Origin of the sequence: Alteriqipengyuania abyssalis (assembly GCF_019857185.1) — a bacterium.
GTDB lineage: Bacteria > Pseudomonadota > Alphaproteobacteria > Sphingomonadales > Sphingomonadaceae > Alteriqipengyuania > Alteriqipengyuania abyssalis.
Genome location: NZ_JAHWXP010000001.1, coordinates 347,867 through 363,261, shown reverse-complemented (window position 1 = coordinate 363,261; position 15,395 = coordinate 347,867). Strand labels below are relative to the sequence as shown.

Genomic DNA, 15,395 nt, shown 5'->3' with positions numbered 1-15,395 from the left:
AATGGCCGACCATTCCTTCCACCCCGAAAATTTGCGCGAAGCATTCGCCGCCAGCCTCGACTGGTGGGCCGATGCCGGGGTGTTGGAGCATGTCGAGGATGCGCCCTCCGGATGGTTGAAAGAGGCCGACGGCAAGGGCGATGCGCAGACTACTCAGAGCGATCGGGCGACGGATGCGCCCTCCGCGCCGCCGCCCCCTCCCCCGCCGCCGCCCAACCGCACGGCGCTGAGCCGCTTCATCGCCAGCGGCAGCGGCGGCGCTGCGCATCCCGGCGATCCGGCGCAGTGGCCCGACGATCTCGACGCATTCCGCGCGTGGTGGATGGAGAGCGATGCGCTCGACCCGCCCGGCTCCTACCCCCGCGTGGCCCCGCGCGGCCCGGCGCAGGCGCAGGTCATGCTGCTGATCGACCAGCCTGCGGGCGAGGACCTGCTGGGCGAGCCTGCCGCCATCCTCGCCGCGAACATGCTGCGCGCGATGGGGTTTGCGAGCGATGCGGCCTATTTCGCCAGCGTGCTGCCGCGCCACACCCTGCGGCCCGAATGGGATGCGGTCGGGCGCGCAGGCTATGGCAAGCTGGCGCAGCACCATGTCGCGCTGGTGCGCCCGGCGCAGGTGATCGTGCTGGGCGAACGCGTCTGGTCGCTTCTTGCGCACGAGATGGCGCAGGAAGACAAAGCGTTAACCACAATTTCGCACGGCGGTGGTAAAGCGCCTGTCTTCGCGATGCCGGATTTCGCGAGCCTGCTCCGCAGCCCGGCAAAGCGCGCACAGACATGGACCCGATGGCTCAACCGGAGCGACCCCGCCCAATGAGACAACCGACGATGAAACGCATTCTCCTCCCCCTCGCCGCCACGCTGGCCGTGCTGCCCGTGGCCACGCCCGCGATGGCCCAGTCGCAGAGCGCGGCGGAGTATTTCCGCGAACGCGCGGCCAATCCGAACATCCCGCAGGTGCTCAGCGAAGCCGACCGGCAGTTCTACACCCGCGTGTTCGCCGCGCTGGATAATGGCAACTGGAGCGAGGTCGAAAGCCTGCTCGCGCAGCGGGGCGACGAACCGCTCAAGCTGATTGCGCAGGCCGAGTACTATCTCGACGCGAACAGCCCGCGGATCGAACTGCCCGCGCTGCAGGAATGGCTCGCCAAGGGCAGCCGTCTGCCGCAGGCGCAGCAGATTACCGATCTCGCCTCCAAGCGCGGATTGATGAGCGCGCCCTACCTGCCGCCCGAACAGAGCTTCCTCCCGCAAGGCTATGCCAGCAAGCGGATCCTGCCGCGCGACACCAATGACGGCACCATGCCGGGCGACATCAAGGCGGCGATCCTCGACAAGATCAGCAACGACGATCCCGATGGCGCGCGCCTGCTGCTCGACGGGGTGGATGCCGGGCTCAGCAGCGAAGCGCGGGCCGAATGGCGCCGCCGCGTCGCGTGGAGCTATTACATCGAGAACAACGATGCCGCCGCGCTCGCGATGGCGCGCACGGTGCGCGATGGCAGCGGACCGTGGGTGCCCGAAGGCGACTGGGTGGTCGGCATCTCCGCCTGGCGGATGGGCGACTGCACGACCGCCGCCGACGGGTTCGACCGCGCGGCGGCGAGCGCGATCAACCCCGAACTCTCGGCGGCCGCCTATTACTGGGCGAGCCGGTCGTACATTCGTTGCCGCCAGCCGGAAAAGGCGGCGGAAAAGCTGCGCGGCGCGGCGATGATGGACGAGACGCTGTATGGCATGCTCGCGCGCGAGCAGCTGGGCCAGCACCTGCCGCGTGCAGGCGAAACGCCCGACCTCAGCCCCGCCGACTGGCAGCAGCTGAGCCGCGAGGAGAACGTCCGCGTCGCAGTCGCTCTGGCCGAGCTGGGGCATGACGAGCTGGCCGACGAAGTCCTGCGGCACCAGGCGCGGATCGGCGATCCGTCCGAGTTTACCGCACTCTCGCGCCTCGCACGCGAGCTTGGCCTGCCCTCGACCCAGCTGTGGATGGCGCACAACGCCCCGCGTGGCGGCACGCCCGACCCGGCGCTGCGTTTCCCCGTCGCGCGGTGGGAGCCGGTGACCGGATGGCAGGTCGACCCCGCACTCGCCTATGCGCACGCCCTACAGGAATCGAACTTCCGCGCGGCGGTGGTCAGCCCCGCAGGTGCCCGCGGCCTGATGCAGATCATGCCCGCCGCCGCGCAGGACCATGCCGGCGCGCTAGGCGTCAGCGGCAATCCCCGCTCGCTCAACCAGCCGAGCGTCAACCTCGCCTTCGGCCAGCGGCACCTGCAGATGCTGCGCGATCATCCCGCGACGCAGGGCAAGCTGCCAAAGATCATGGCTGCCTATAACGCGGGGCTGACGCCGGTGGGCCGCTGGAATACCGAGGTGAACGACCAGGGCGACCCGCTGCTCTACATGGAGTCGATCCCCTATTGGGAAACGCGCGGCTATGTCGCGATCGTCACCCGCAACTACTGGATGTACGAGCGGCAGGCCGCCGCGCCCTCGCCCAGCAGGCAGGCGCTGGCGATGAACCGCTGGCCCGGTTTCCCCGAGGCAGGCCCGCCGACCCAGCGGTTTACCCGCCGCTAATGCCTATCGAAGAAACCCGCACCTTCCAGCCGATCGGGATCGCGCTGGTCACCGTATCGGACACGCGCGATCCGTCGACCGACACCTCGGGCGACCTGCTGGAGGCACGGGTACGCGAGGCCGGGCACACCCTCGTCGAACGGACCATCTGCCCCGACGATGCCGCCGAAATCTACGACGTGCTGCGCCGCTTCATCGCGAGCAAGGATGTCGACGCGGTGATCACCACCGGCGGCACCGGGCTGACCGGGCGCGATGTCACCCCCGAAGCGCTCGACAGGGTGAAGGACAAGGGCATCCCCGGTTTCGGCGAGCTGTTCCGCTGGATCAGCTACCAGAGCATCGGCACCTCCACGATCCAGAGCCGAGCCTGCGCCGTGCTGGCGGGCGATACCTTCGTCTTCGCGCTGCCCGGCTCGAACGGCGCGGTGAAGGACGGGTGGGACAAGATCCTCAAGGACCAGCTCGACAGCCGCCACCGGCCCTGCAACTTCGTCGAGCTGATGCCGCGCCTGCTCGAACGATAACGCTGGAACGATAGGGGCGCGGGGCCGCTCTTCCAGCGAGCCCCATGCCCGACATCCAGTCCCTCCCCCTGCCCTGGCTAGCTGCGCTGTTCGTCGCGAGCGCGCTGCTGATCGCGTATTTCGGCAGCAAGATGGCCGCCATCGCGGACGTGCTGGCCGACCGCACCGGCCTCGGCGAAGCGCTGATCGGCGCGGTCCTGCTGGGCGCTGGCACGAGCATTTCGGGCATCGTCACCTCGATCACTACCGCCGCCAGCGGCGCACCCGAGCTTGCGGTGTCCAACGCCATGGGCGGGATCGCCGCGCAGACGATGTTCCTAGCGCTGGCGGACATCTTCTATCGCCACGTCAATCTGGAGCACGCGGGCGCAAGCACGGTGAACTTGGGCCAGGCGACCGTGCTCATCATCCTCTCGGTCATGCCGATCATGGCCTATGCCGCGCCGCAGATCGCGTTTTTCGGCGTCCACCCGGTCAGCCCGATCATGATTGCGGTCTATCTGATCGGCCTGCACAACGCGCATTCGATCCGGCAGGAGCCGATGTGGCAGCCCAAGGAAACGCCGGGCCTGCGCGTCGAAGCCGACGATATCGAGAACGACCCGCGCTCCACCCCGCTGCTCGCGAGCCTGTTCGCCGGACTGGTGCTGATCGTTGGCGCATGCGGCTGGGTGGTCGGCGAAAGCGGCCTCGCGCTGAGCGGCGAGCTGGGCATTTCGCAAGGCGTCGTCGGTGCGCTGGGCACCGCGATCGTCACCTCGCTGCCCGAACTGGTGACCACTATCGCAGCCGTGCGGCGCGGCGCGCTGCAGCTCGCGATCGGCGGGATCATCGGCGGCAACATGTTCGACGCGCTGTTCGTCTCCGCCAGCGACATCGCTTACCGCGACGGCTCGATCTACCACGCGATCGGAGAGCGCGCGCTGTTCTGGATGGCGCTAGTCTGCCTGATGACCGGCGTACTGCTGCTCGGCCTGCTGCGGCGCGAGAAGCAGGGGCCCGGCGGGATCGGCTGGGAATCGGTCATCCTGCTCGCGCTATGGCTGGGCGCGGCGGTGCTGCAGGTGGCGCTGGGCTGACGTGGCCGCGAAGATGAGATATTGCGAGTATTTAGAAAGTCGGATTCCTTGTTCGCCACCCCCAGAGACGTCATTCCGGTAACGACCCCATTGCGGTCGCAAGTTAAATGATAGAAGTTCCTGTCACAGACTGCAGACTTCGGGAGATTACCAATGGATGCGCTACCCCCGCCACCCGTCAATTGTGAAGCACCCGCGCAGGACGTTCTGCTGACCGTGAATGCAAGCGCCGACGAGGACGAATATTCGGCCTTCGTAGGTGACCTTCAAACCGGATATGAAGCTTGGACGTTGGTTTCGGATAATGTGCTCGACGGTAAGCGAACGCTCATCTTTCGGGCCCGAATGAGCGTGACATATAAGGCTGTGATGGACGCCACTTTCAATGCGAACGCCAGAGGGTGGACTACTAGCGTCACCTTTGCAGAGCCGAGCTGTACCTAGGTTCTAAGGTCTCATTTCCACCAGACTTCGGGACATTGAACCCACTCGCGCGAAAGCCTGAGAGGTGAGGATCGCCCCGGCGATTGCGGACACGGCTGAAAATCCGGATCGACTCGCTCCTATGTTCTCTGTATGTTCCAACATATGGAACAGGTCAAAGGCAGAGGAGCACAGAGCGGCGACGTATCCACCCGCTTCGGCCTCGCCACGCGCGAGGCGGATGGCGACTGGCGCGATGTGGCAGAGGCAATCGACGGCCCTGCCCCGAAACTGCGCACCGAGGTGACGATCGAGCATCCGCGCTCGATCCTCTCCTTCAACCAGTCGCCCGACATCGGCTTCGACCGTTCGGTGAATGCCTACCGGGGGTGCGAGCATGGCTGCATCTACTGCTTCGCGCGGCCGACCCATGCCTATCTAGACCTGTCGCCCGGCCTCGATTTCGAGAGCAAGCTGTTCGCCAAGCCCGACGCGGCGAAGCTGCTTGCCGAAACTCTGGCCAAGCCGGGCTACCAGCCGCGCCCGATCGCGATGGGAACCAACACCGATCCCTACCAGCCGATCGAAGGCCGGTACCGCATCACCCGGGCGATGCTGGAAGTGTGCCTCGACGCGCGCCATCCGGTGACCATCACCACCAAGTCCGACCGGGTGCTGGCCGACCTCGACATCCTCGAAGAGATGGCCCGTAAAGACCTGATCGCGGTGGCGATTTCTGTCACCTCACTCGACCCGAGCCTGTCGCGGCTGGTCGAACCGCGCGCGCCCTCCCCCACCAAACGGCTCGCGGCGCTGGGCACATTGACGCAGGCCGGGGTGCCCACCCATTGCTCGATCGCGCCGGTCATCCCCGCGATCACCGATGACGCGATGGAAGGCATCGTCGCGCGCGCGGCGGAATTGGGCGTGACCTCCGCCGGATGGATCCCGCTGCGCCTGCCGCATGAAGTGGCACCGCTGTTCCGCGAATGGCTGGAAACGCATTTTCCGGACCGCAAGGACAAGGTGATGGGAATCGTCCGATCGATCCGCAACGGGCGCGACAACGACCCGGATTTCTTCAGCAGGCTCAAGCCCCAAGGCGTGTGGGCCGACCTCTTCCGCGCCCGCTTCCGCGTCGCCTGCAAGCGGGCCGGGATAGGCGACGGCAAGGCGAAGTTCGCGCTCGACTGCTCACGCTTCCGCGCGCCCACCACCGGCGGGCAGTTGCGGCTGCTCTAGGGGAAGAGGATGGCCCGTCAGTTGCGCCATCCGCCGTCTCAACCGCAAGATTCCGTCTTGCGCCGGTTCGTACCGCAGCTAGTCTTTCGCTCCTGATTGGCGCGATTAGCGAGGGGGACAGGTGAGATGAAGACGGTGATAATGGGCGCGGTTCTGGCGTGCGGGCTGGTTTCAGCCGCGAATGCACAGGCAGAACGGCCGATGACGCAGTTCACGCGCAGCGCGCTGCTCTCGGCACTCTCGGGCATCGATGCCGAGACCGAAGAGCAATCCGGAAAGCCCAATATCTCGGTCACTTTCGACAATGGCCTGATGGCGGATGCGCTGCTGATGGCGTGTGAGGATCAGGAAACCTCGCGCAATTGCCTCGGCACCTCAATCCTCGTGACCTACGAAACGCCGGACGACGCCACGCCCGCGAAGGTCCGCGAGGCGATCAACGAATATAATTATCGCCAGAACTTCGGCCGGGCCTATCTCGACCCGGACGGTCAGATCAGCCTGCGCATGTACATCATCGCCGACGGCGGGATCACGATGGCGAACTACAAGCGGCAGCTCGCGCTCTTCTCGCTGAGCGCGGCGAAACTTCCGGACTACGTCTACGGCGAGTGAGATCACGCCGCTGCGGGGACTTCGGGCGCCCCCGGCGGTGCACAGGCGCTGTCCTACATGCGCGCGCGGGGCTAGAAGGCGGGCAGATCTATGCCATTGTCGACACGCGGCCCGCGCCAACAAATCGCATCACTCGATCAGTGACGTTTCGCTGATCGAGTGAGTTTCAAACTCTGGACTGTGTGTCAGGTGTGTCAGGCCCTCAACCGAAGGTATCGCCACCTTCGCCGGGGGCGAACCGCATCAACCGGCTGTCGAGCAGCGCGGCGGTGCGGTTGACCACGGCTTGCTGATAGTCCGGATCCTTGATCATCTCGAAAAAGGCGCCCGCATTGGGGTAGTGCGCGACGAAGCCGTCGTGCCAGTGCCGCTCGGCGGGGCCGGTGACCATCGTCTCGAAGGTGCCGCGCCATACGATGGAGCCGCCCACGCGGGCGAAGATCGGCCCGCTGGTGCGGCCGTATTCCTCGTAAGCGCGGCGCCCGCTCCACCCCTTGCCCGCATGCTCGTGCGCCTCGGGATATTGCGCCTGGTCGCGATAGAGCAGCAGGTTGAGCATCTGGATCGGCGTGTCGCGCGGAAGCGCCTTGAACGCCTCGAAGGTCTCTCGGCTCGGGTCGATATAGGGGGTCACGCGCTACTCCTTGTCGGGAACGATCCGCTTGGCGATCGCCCATGATGGCCGCGCGACCACCAGCAGGCAGCCGACGCCGATCAGCGTCATCGCCTGCGCGGTGAGGAACTCCTCCCCGCGCGCGGCTCGCAGCGCCAGCGCCAGCACCAGAAACGCGACCATCGCGAGGCCGAGCCCGATCATGATCGCGAATCCGGTCCTGATCGACATGCGCGCCTAGTCCTTGCCCAGCATGCGCGAGAAAATGCCGCGCTTCTGGCTATCGCCACCGTCTGGCACATCGCCGTTCTGCACCTCGGTTGCCGGGCTCGGGCTGGCATCGGCCATTGCGGGCTCAGCCGCTCCGGGTTCCGGCGCGGTCGCGGCCTTCGCTTCGGGCAGCTGGTAGTCGGCGAAGCGGTCGCGCAGGTCCTTCTTGCTGATCTTGCCCGTGGCGGTGTGCGGGATGTCGTCGACGAACTCGACCGCATCGGGCAGCCACCACTTGGCGACGTGATCCTTGAGGAAGTCGATCAGCTCTTCACCCGTGACCTGCTGGCCTTCCTTGCGAATGCAGAACAGCACCGGGCGCTCGTCCCACTTGGGATGGAACATGCCGATCGCGGCGGCTTCGGCAATCGCCGGGTGACCGGCGGCGGCGTTCTCCAGCTCGACCGAGCTGATCCACTCGCCACCCGACTTGATCACGTCCTTGGTCCGGTCGGTGATCTGCATCGTACCATCGGGGTGCAGGATTGCGACGTCGCCGGTGTCGAACCAGCCGTCCGGCGTCAGCGCGTCCTCGTCCGCCTTGAAGTAGCGGCGGATGACCCACGGGCCCCGGATTTGCAACGCGCCCGAGGCTTCGCCATCGCGCGGCAGGACCTTGGTACGGTCCTCCAGATCGACCGTGCGCAGTTCCACGCCGAAGACGGGGCGGCCCTGCATCGCCGCCTTGTCGACCTTCTGGTCGAGGGTGAGCTGATCCCAGTCAAAGGTCGGCCCGCCAACCGTGCCCAGCGGAGAGGTCTCGGTCATGCCCCAGGCGTGCTGGACGCGGATTCCCGCCTCCATCAGGCGCCGGATCATGAACTTGGGCGCAGCCGATCCGCCGATGGTCGCGGCGCGAAGCTTGGGCAGCGGCCTGTCGTTGGCATCGCAGTACTGGAAGGTTGCGAGCCACACGGTCGGCACGCCCGCGCTGTCGGTCACGTTCTCGCGCTCCATCAGGTCGCACAGCACCGCCGGCTCGTTCACTGCGGAGAAGACGAACTTGATCCCCGCCATCGCGCCCGCAAACGGCAGGCCCCAGCTCGCCGCATGGAACATCGGCACCACCGGCAGCATGACCGAGGAGGCATCGAAGCAGAACGCGGCCGGCTGGATCGCGGCGATCGCGTGCAGCACGGTGGAACGATGCTCGTACAGCACGCCCTTGGGATTGCCGGTGGTCCCGCTGGTGTAGCACAGCATGCACGGATCGCGTTCGTCGATCGCCGCCCACTGGTAGTCGCCGTCCTGCGGAGCGATCCACTCCTCGAAACCGAGCGCGTCGGAGCCTTCGGGCGGATCGTAGCAGATATAATGCTCGATACTGGTCCACTTGGAGCGCATCTTGTCGACGATCGGCTGGAACGCCGCATCGTAGATCAGCACGCGATCTTCCGCGTGGTTTGCGATGTATTCCAGCTGATCCTCGAACAGGCGCGGATTGATGGTGTGCAGCACGCCGCCCATCCCCGCAACGCCATACCAGCTGACCAGGTGGCGCGCATGGTTCATCGCGAGGCTGGCGACGCGGTCACCCTTCTTGATGCCGAGCGCTTCGAGCGCCTGCGCCATCTTCATCGCGTCGCGGCGGATACCGGCCCAGTCGGTGCGGGTTTCGCTGCCGTCCGCCCAGTGGGTCACGATCTCGCGGTTCGGCGCTTCGCGCGCGGCGTGGTCGATCACCTTGGTGACCAGCAGGTCCCAGTCTTGCATCGCTCCGAGCATGGTCTCTCCCTAAATGCTTCTTCGCCGCGCAGAATGCGCAAGGGAGCGTCCGCCCGCAAGAGCGCGAGCGGAAAAATCAGGCTGCGCGGTGCAGTTTCGGGCCGGTCTTGGGGACGAGTGCGATGTTCGAGATACCCTCGATCCGCTCCAGCGCATCGGCGAGCTTGCCGTCGACCTTGTAATCGTGCCCCAGCCGCATCACCGGACGCTCCCCCTGACCGAGGTCGAGCGCGACCTGCACCTCGCCATGCCCCGGCGGCCCGGGCTGGAGCGCGAGCGCCAGTTCACCCAGCGCCGCCTCACTCGACACCTCCAGCGTCAGCAGCATCCGCTGGCCGCCCGCGACCTCGGCCAGCGGGCGGGCACCGCGGATTGTCATGCGCGGCGGCTCGTCGGGCGAAGGGCTGTCGAGTTCGACGGTCAGCAGCACGCAGGTACTTTCCTGGGCCCACTTGGTGAACTGCGGCACCAGACCTTCCTCGAAGCAGGCCGCGCTGAACTGGCCGGTGGAATCGGAGAAATCGGCGCGGATGAAGTCCTTGCCCCGCCGCGTCTGCCCGCGCTTCGCGCCTTCGACCATCGCTGCGATCATCGCTCGGCCACGCGCTTCGCCCGCAGGCCCGCCGGTCATCAGCGAGGAATAGCTGCGCGCGCCATTGGCGCTGGCAACGTCGCGGAACTGCTCGATCGGGTGGGCGGAGAAGTAGAAGCCGAAAGTCTCGCGTTCCTTGGTCATGCGCTCGGCACGGGACCAGTCTTCCGCGTCCTTCATGCGCAGGCCCTGGTTGGCGCTGTCCTCGTTGCCGAAGAGCCCTTCCTGACCGCTCGACCGCTCGCGGATCGCGGCATCGGCAACCGCCAGCAGCAGGTCGACATTGGCGGTCAGCCGGCCGCGATTGGGTTCCAGATGATCGAATGCCCCCGCCGCGATCAGCGCCTCCAGCTGGCGCGAGTTCATCGCCCCCTTGGGCAGGCGGGAGAAGAAATCGTCGAGGCTCTCGAACCAGCCATGCGCCTCACGCTCGGCCACGATCGCGTCCATCGCCTTCTCGCCGACATTGCGCAAGCCCGCGAGCCCATAGCGCACGGCGTAGCCATCATCGGTCCGTTCGACCGAGAATTCGGCTTCGGAGCGGTTGAGGTCGGGCGCAGCCACCTCGATCCCGTTGCGCCGCGCATCGTCGACGAACACCGCCAGCTTCTCCGACTGATCCATGTCGAAGCACATCGCCGCAGCGTAGAATTCCTCGGGGTAATGCGCCTTGAGCCAAGCAGTCTGGTAAGCGAGCAGCGCGTAGGCGGCGGCGTGCGACTTGTTGAAGCCGTAGCCTGCGAACTTGTCGATCAAGTCGAACAGGGCGGAGGCTTCGTTCGCCTCGATGTCGGAGACCTTCTTGCACCCGTCGATGAACCGCTGGCGCTGCTTGTCCATCTCGGCCTGGTTCTTCTTGCCCATCGCGCGGCGCAGAAGGTCGGCATCGCCGAGCGAATAGCCCGCGAGGATCTGCGCGGCCTGCATCACCTGTTCCTGATAGACGAAGATTCCGTAGGTCTCTTTCAGGATGCCTTCGAGCTTCGCGTGCGGGTACTCGATCGGCTCGACCCCCGCCTTGCGCTTGCCGAACAGCGGGATGTTGTCCATCGGGCCGGGCCGATAGAGCGAGACGAGCGCGATGATATCCTCGAACTTGGTCGGCTTCACCGCGGTCAGCGTACGGCGCATGCCTTCCGATTCCAGCTGGAACACGCCCACCGTGTCGCCGCGCTGCATCAGGTCGTAAACCGCCTGATCGTCCCACGAGACAGTGCCCAGATCGCACTCGATCCCGCGCCGCTTCAGCAGATCGACCGCCTTTTGCAGCACCGACAGGGTCTTGAGGCCGAGGAAGTCGAACTTCACCAGCCCCGCCCCCTCGACCACCTTCATGTCGAACTGGGTCACCGGCATGTCCGACCGGGGATCGCGGTACAGTGGCACCAGTTCGGCCAGTGGGCGGTCCCCGATCACGACACCGGCGGCGTGGGTGGAGGAATTGCGCGGCAGGCCTTCCAGCTGCATCGCCAGATCGACCAGCGTGCGCACTTCGTTGTCGTTGTCGTACTCGCCCTTGAACTCTGCCGCGCCGTTAAGCGCGCGGGGCAGGCTCCACGGGTCGGTCGGGTGGTTGGGCACCATCTTACACAGCCGGTCGACCTGGCCGTAGCTCATATCGAGGATGCGCCCGCAATCGCGCAGCACCGCGCGCGCCTTCATCTTGCCGAAGGTGATGATCTGGGCGACCTTGTCCGCCCCGTATTTCTCCTGAACGTAGCGGATCACCTCGCCGCGCCGCGTTTCGCAGAAGTCGATATCGAAGTCGGGCATCGACACGCGTTCCGGGTTGAGGAAGCGTTCGAACAGCAAGCCCAGCCGGATCGGATCGAGATCGGTGATGGTCAGCGACCATGCGACCAGGCTGCCCGCACCCGACCCACGCCCCGGACCCACGGGGATGTTGTGGTCCTTCGCCCACTTGATGAAGTCGGCAACGATCAGGAAGTAGCCGGGGAAGCCCATGTTGTGGATGATCCCGACTTCGTAATCGAGCCGCTCGTAATAGGTCTGCCGCTCCTCGTCGGAGAGGTCTTCATAGATCGCCAGGCGTGCATCGAGGCCGCGGCGCGCGTCCTCGGCCAGCATCTTCGCCTCGCCTTCCAGATCGCCTGCTAGGCTGGGCAGGATCGGCGCCCGCTGCGGCGGGGCGAAGGCGCACCGCTGCGCGATGGTGAGCGTATTGGCGAGCGCTTCGGGCAGGTCCAGAAAAAGCTCCTGCATCATCGGCGCGGATTTGACGTAGGCCGCCTTGGCCGAGCGCGGGCGATCCTCCTCCCACAATTTGCGACTGTTGGCGATGCACAGCATCGCGTCATGCGCCTTGTAGAAATGGGGCTCCGCGAAATTGGCGGGATTGGTCGCGACCAGCGGCAAATCGCGCGCATAGGCAAGATCGAGCAGCGCCTCTTCCGCCGCCACCTCGGTCGGCTCGCCGCGCCGTGCCAGCTCGATATAGAGCCGCTGCGGAAACAGCGCCTCCAGCCGGTCGAGATAGCGCGCGGCATGATCGCTCTGCCCTTGCGCCAGCAGCCGGGTAACCGCCCCCTCGCTCGCCCCGGTCAGCGCGATCAGCCCGTCGGTGTACCCTTCCAGCGCCGCCAGCGGCACGTGCGGCACCTGTTCCAGTGGACGTTCAAGATGCGCCGCGCTGACCAGCCTGCACAGGTTGAGCCACCCGGCATCGTCCTGCACGTAAAGCGGCAGGTGATCGATCTGGTCGCTGTCAGGACGCGCCACACCCAGCAGCGCGCCGACGATCGGCTGCACACCGTTCTCGATACATGCCTGCGCAAAGGGCACGCTGCCATAGAGGCCATTGCGATCGCACATCGCGATCGCGGGAAAGCCGCGCTCGGTCGCCAGCTTGGCGATCGCCTTGGGCTCGATCGCGCCTTCGAGCATGGAGAAGGCGGAGAGCACGCGAAGGGGGACGAAGGGAGCGAAGGCCATCGGGCTAAGCTAACGACGCGCATCGCCCATTCAAGCGAGCACGCGCATGCCGACGGGGAAAAGCGGTGGACGGTTTCAGACCGCCGGGGGAGCGCCGGCTTCCGCCTTCGCCGCCGCGATCTTGCGGCGCGTTTCGCGCACCTGCGACCAGGTGCCGTAGGCGATCAGCGCGGCAAGGAAGATCCACACCCACAGCGGAATATCCTGCCCGAAAATGGCGAGATAGAGATAGGCGGAAACGAAGAAGAACCCCGCCAGCATCGTCGGCAACACGGTCGAGCGCCCAGCCCGCGCGCGCTTTACGAGCCACGCGATGGAAGCGAGGAAAAAGGGGATCGCGCCGACATAGATCGCGACGAAGATGTACGGATTGACGTTGTACTGCGCGCCCTGCGCGAGAATCCAGTCGTTGATCGATTCAAGCATCGGTGCGTCTCCCCTGTCGCCGGTTGCGACGCCCGCCACGATGGCGAGCGTCGGATGGGCGGTTAGCCGGGGTAGTCGCCCCGGGCGGCTATCGCTTCGACTTCGCCCGCATCATACATGCGGTCGCCCAGCTTCTGGATCACGTGCGCGCGCCGCTTTTCCGGCTCCATCGCCATCATCAGCCTGACCATTTCCAGAAAGCTGCCGTCGTGCAGCCCCTTCGCCGCATCGAGCAGGCCCTGCCCGTCGTCTTTCCGGTGAATTTCCGCCCGGTCGTCCCATGCGACGCCGCCCTCGGCGGCTTCTGCATTATAGGTCGTGGGGTGATCGCTCATTATTCCTGTCTCCTTGTTGTTCCGATCAACGCAGAGGTGGCCCCGCGGGTCCGGATCGATCCTATTCGAGCACGCCGTCATGCAGACGGACCACGCGGTCCATCTTCGCTGCGAGCCGCTCGTTATGCGTGGCGACCAGCGCGGCGCTGCCCTGCCCGCGAACCAGTTCGAGGAACTGGGCGAGCACCTTTTCCGAGGTCGCCTCGTCCAGATTGCCGGTCGGCTCGTCCGCCAGCACCAGCTTGGGCTGGTTGGCGAGAGCGCGGGCGACTGCAACGCGCTGCTGCTCGCCACCCGAAAGCTGGCTGGGCCGGTGCTCCAGCCGCTCGGCCAAACCAAGCGCGCTGAGCAGATCCTTCGCCCGCTTCTCTGCCTCCGCGCGCGGGACACCGCCGACGAGCTGGGGCAGCACCACGTTCTCGACCGCGTTGAAATCGGGCAGCAGGTGATGGAACTGGTAGACGAAGCCCAGATGCTCGCGGCGCAGCGCGGTGCGCTGCTGGCTGTCCGACTTCTCCGCCGCCTGGCCCGCGATCACGATCGTGCCGCCGAAGCCGCCTTCCAGCAGGCCGACCGCCTGCAGCATGGTCGACTTGCCCGAGCCCGAGGGGCCCAGCAGCGCGACGATTTCACCCGGCATGACCTTCAGGTCGACCCCGCGCAGCACGTCGATCCGCACCCCGCCCTGTTCGAAACTGCGGGTGACGCGGCGCAGTTCGACCACCGGTTGCATATCGGCATTACTCATAGCGCAGCACCTGCACGGGGTCCGTGTTTGCCGCCTTGAACGCGGGATAGAGCGTCGCAAGGAAGCTGAGCACCAGTGCCAGCGACACGATGCCGAACACCTCCCACGGGTCGGTCCGGGCAGGCAGCGTGGTCAGGAAGCGGATCGAGGGGTCCCACAATTGCTGCCCGGTGGCGAGTTCGATCCCGTGGACGATCGGCTGGCGGAAAATCAGCACCAGCGCGCCGAGTGCAAGGCCCGCCGCGGTGCCGATCGCGCCCACGGTAAAGCCGGTGGTGACGAAGATCTTCAGGATCGACTGCCTGCTCGCCCCCATGGTCCGCATGATCGCGATATCGCGGGTTTTCGCCCGCACCAGCATCACGAGGCTGGAGAGGATGTTGAACGCCGCAACCAGCACCATGAAGCTGAGCGCGAAGAACATCGCCACCCGCTCCACCTGCAAAGCTTCGAAGATCGAGCTGTTGATCTGCTGCCAGGTGCGCACGATCGCGATACCCTGCAGCCGCTGTTCGATCGGGCCCATGATCTGGGCCACCTTGTCGGCATCCCTCGTCGTCACCTCGATCATCCCGATCGTGTCGCCAGTCAGCAGCAGGGTCTGCGCCTGCGGTATCGGCATGATGACGAAGGCACCGTCGTAATCGTACAGCCCCACCTCGAAGATCGCGCCGACCTCGTAGCCGACCTGTCGTGGCACGGTGCCGAAGGGGGTGGAGCGCCCGGCCGGATTGATCACCGTGATCACGTCACCCACGCGGGCACCGATATTCTCCGCCAGCCGCGATCCGATCGCGACCTTGTCCGCGCCCGGCTTGATCGCGGCCATGCTGCCCATCAGCGTCTTGTCCTGCAGCGCGTCGATATCTTCCTGCGTGTTGCCACGCACCAGCACCGCCTCGACCCGGCCATCGAAGGTCACCAGCAGCGGCTGTTCGATCAGCGGAGAGGCGCTGACCACGCCGTCGCTCTCGCGAATATCGGCCAGCACACTCTTCCAGTCGTCCAGCCGCCCGCCATAGGCCTGCACGATCGCATGGCCGTTGAGGCCCACGATCTTGTCGAGCAGTTCGGCCCGAAAACCGTTCATCACGCTCATCACGATGACCAGCATCGCGACCGACAGCATGACGACGCCGATCGAAATCCCGGCGACCAGCTTGATGAACCCCTCGCCCTTGCCGGGCCAGAGGTAACGCTTGGCGATGGTCCATTCGAATGGGTTGAGAAACAAGGAGCAGTCCGTTTTTGTAATCCCGGCCCCGGGC

At 65.9% G+C, this 15,395-nt stretch carries 14 protein-coding genes; 6 read left to right on the top strand and 8 right to left on the bottom strand.

The window, feature by feature from the left end:
- Position 1: 1 nt before the first annotated feature.
- The 6 genes from KYN89_RS01790 (at position 2) to KYN89_RS01765 (ending at position 6,466) form a co-directional block, all read left to right on the top strand.
- Positions 2–817, top strand: a complete 816-nt coding sequence (locus tag KYN89_RS01790) for a uracil-DNA glycosylase family protein (protein WP_222823536.1) — start codon at positions 2–4, stop codon at positions 815–817.
- An 11-nt stretch (positions 818–828) separates the two neighbouring features.
- Positions 829–2,580: a lytic transglycosylase domain-containing protein gene (locus KYN89_RS01785; protein WP_222823535.1), complete on the top strand. Its 1,752-nt coding sequence runs from the start codon at positions 829–831 to the stop codon at positions 2,578–2,580.
- A complete protein-coding gene (moaB, locus tag KYN89_RS01780; RefSeq protein ID WP_222823534.1) occupies positions 2,580–3,107 on the top strand; it encodes a molybdenum cofactor biosynthesis protein B in 528 nt (175 codons plus the stop codon). Before KYN89_RS01785 ends, moaB begins: the two co-directional genes overlap by 1 nt.
- Positions 3,108–3,151: 44 nt before the next feature.
- Positions 3,152–4,186, top strand: coding sequence for a sodium:calcium antiporter (locus KYN89_RS01775; RefSeq protein WP_222823533.1), 1,035 nt, complete (start codon positions 3,152–3,154; stop codon positions 4,184–4,186).
- Between the two features lie 588 nt (positions 4,187–4,774).
- A complete protein-coding gene (locus KYN89_RS01770; protein ID WP_222823532.1) occupies positions 4,775–5,851 on the top strand; it encodes a PA0069 family radical SAM protein in 1,077 nt (358 codons plus the stop codon).
- A gap of 126 nt (positions 5,852–5,977) precedes the next feature.
- Positions 5,978–6,466: a YbjN domain-containing protein gene (locus KYN89_RS01765; protein WP_222823531.1), complete on the top strand. Its 489-nt coding sequence runs from the start codon at positions 5,978–5,980 to the stop codon at positions 6,464–6,466.
- Between the two features lie 202 nt (positions 6,467–6,668).
- Here the strand turns inward: KYN89_RS01765 and KYN89_RS01760 are convergent, their stop codons facing one another.
- The 8 genes from KYN89_RS01760 to KYN89_RS01725 form a co-directional block, all read right to left on the bottom strand.
- Positions 6,669–7,100: a DUF1330 domain-containing protein gene (locus KYN89_RS01760; RefSeq protein ID WP_222823530.1), complete on the bottom strand. Its 432-nt coding sequence runs from the start codon at positions 7,098–7,100 to the stop codon at positions 6,669–6,671.
- Between the two features lie 3 nt (positions 7,101–7,103).
- Positions 7,104–7,310, bottom strand: coding sequence for a hypothetical protein (locus KYN89_RS01755; protein WP_222823529.1), 207 nt, complete (start codon positions 7,308–7,310; stop codon positions 7,104–7,106).
- 6 nt (positions 7,311–7,316) lie between these two features.
- The gene (locus KYN89_RS01750) at positions 7,317–9,074 is read right to left on the bottom strand and encodes a long-chain fatty acid--CoA ligase (RefSeq protein ID WP_222823528.1); all 1,758 of its coding nucleotides are present in this window, start codon (positions 9,072–9,074) and stop codon (positions 7,317–7,319) included.
- A gap of 76 nt (positions 9,075–9,150) precedes the next feature.
- Positions 9,151–12,618: a DNA polymerase III subunit alpha gene (gene dnaE, locus KYN89_RS01745; protein ID WP_222823527.1), complete on the bottom strand. Its 3,468-nt coding sequence runs from the start codon at positions 12,616–12,618 to the stop codon at positions 9,151–9,153.
- A gap of 75 nt (positions 12,619–12,693) precedes the next feature.
- Positions 12,694–13,044, bottom strand: coding sequence for a hypothetical protein (locus KYN89_RS01740; RefSeq protein WP_222823526.1), 351 nt, complete (start codon positions 13,042–13,044; stop codon positions 12,694–12,696).
- A gap of 62 nt (positions 13,045–13,106) precedes the next feature.
- Positions 13,107–13,379: a hypothetical protein gene (locus KYN89_RS01735; RefSeq protein WP_222823525.1), complete on the bottom strand. Its 273-nt coding sequence runs from the start codon at positions 13,377–13,379 to the stop codon at positions 13,107–13,109.
- 61 nt (positions 13,380–13,440) lie between these two features.
- Positions 13,441–14,127, bottom strand: coding sequence for an ABC transporter ATP-binding protein (locus KYN89_RS01730; protein ID WP_248284940.1), 687 nt, complete (start codon positions 14,125–14,127; stop codon positions 13,441–13,443).
- A complete protein-coding gene (locus KYN89_RS01725) occupies positions 14,120–15,361 on the bottom strand; it encodes a lipoprotein-releasing ABC transporter permease subunit (protein ID WP_222823524.1) in 1,242 nt (413 codons plus the stop codon). Before KYN89_RS01725 ends, KYN89_RS01730 begins: the two co-directional genes overlap by 8 nt.
- Positions 15,362–15,395 lie beyond the last annotated feature (34 nt).

Bases quoted from the DNA above. Each gene is read 5' to 3' on its own strand.
- KYN89_RS01790 (WP_222823536.1), top strand. From the start codon at position 2: ATGGCCGACCATTCCTTCCACCCCGAAAATTTGCGCGAAGCATTCGCC.
- KYN89_RS01765 (WP_222823531.1), top strand. From the start codon at position 5,978: ATGAAGACGGTGATAATGGGCGCGGTTCTGGCGTGCGGGCTGGTTTCA.
- KYN89_RS01750 (WP_222823528.1), bottom strand. From the start codon at position 9,074: ATGCTCGGAGCGATGCAAGACTGGGACCTGCTGGTCACCAAGGTGATC.
- KYN89_RS01730 (WP_248284940.1), bottom strand. From the start codon at position 14,127: ATGAGTAATGCCGATATGCAACCGGTGGTCGAACTGCGCCGCGTCACC.
- KYN89_RS01770 (WP_222823532.1), top strand. From the start codon at position 4,775: ATGGAACAGGTCAAAGGCAGAGGAGCACAGAGCGGCGACGTATCCACC.
- dnaE (WP_222823527.1), bottom strand. From the start codon at position 12,618: ATGGCCTTCGCTCCCTTCGTCCCCCTTCGCGTGCTCTCCGCCTTCTCC.
- KYN89_RS01775 (WP_222823533.1), top strand. From the start codon at position 3,152: ATGCCCGACATCCAGTCCCTCCCCCTGCCCTGGCTAGCTGCGCTGTTC.
- moaB (WP_222823534.1), top strand. From the start codon at position 2,580: ATGCCTATCGAAGAAACCCGCACCTTCCAGCCGATCGGGATCGCGCTG.
- KYN89_RS01740 (WP_222823526.1), bottom strand. From the start codon at position 13,044: ATGCTTGAATCGATCAACGACTGGATTCTCGCGCAGGGCGCGCAGTAC.
- KYN89_RS01785 (WP_222823535.1), top strand. From the start codon at position 829: ATGAAACGCATTCTCCTCCCCCTCGCCGCCACGCTGGCCGTGCTGCCC.
- KYN89_RS01755 (WP_222823529.1), bottom strand. From the start codon at position 7,310: ATGTCGATCAGGACCGGATTCGCGATCATGATCGGGCTCGGCCTCGCG.
- KYN89_RS01735 (WP_222823525.1), bottom strand. From the start codon at position 13,379: ATGAGCGATCACCCCACGACCTATAATGCAGAAGCCGCCGAGGGCGGC.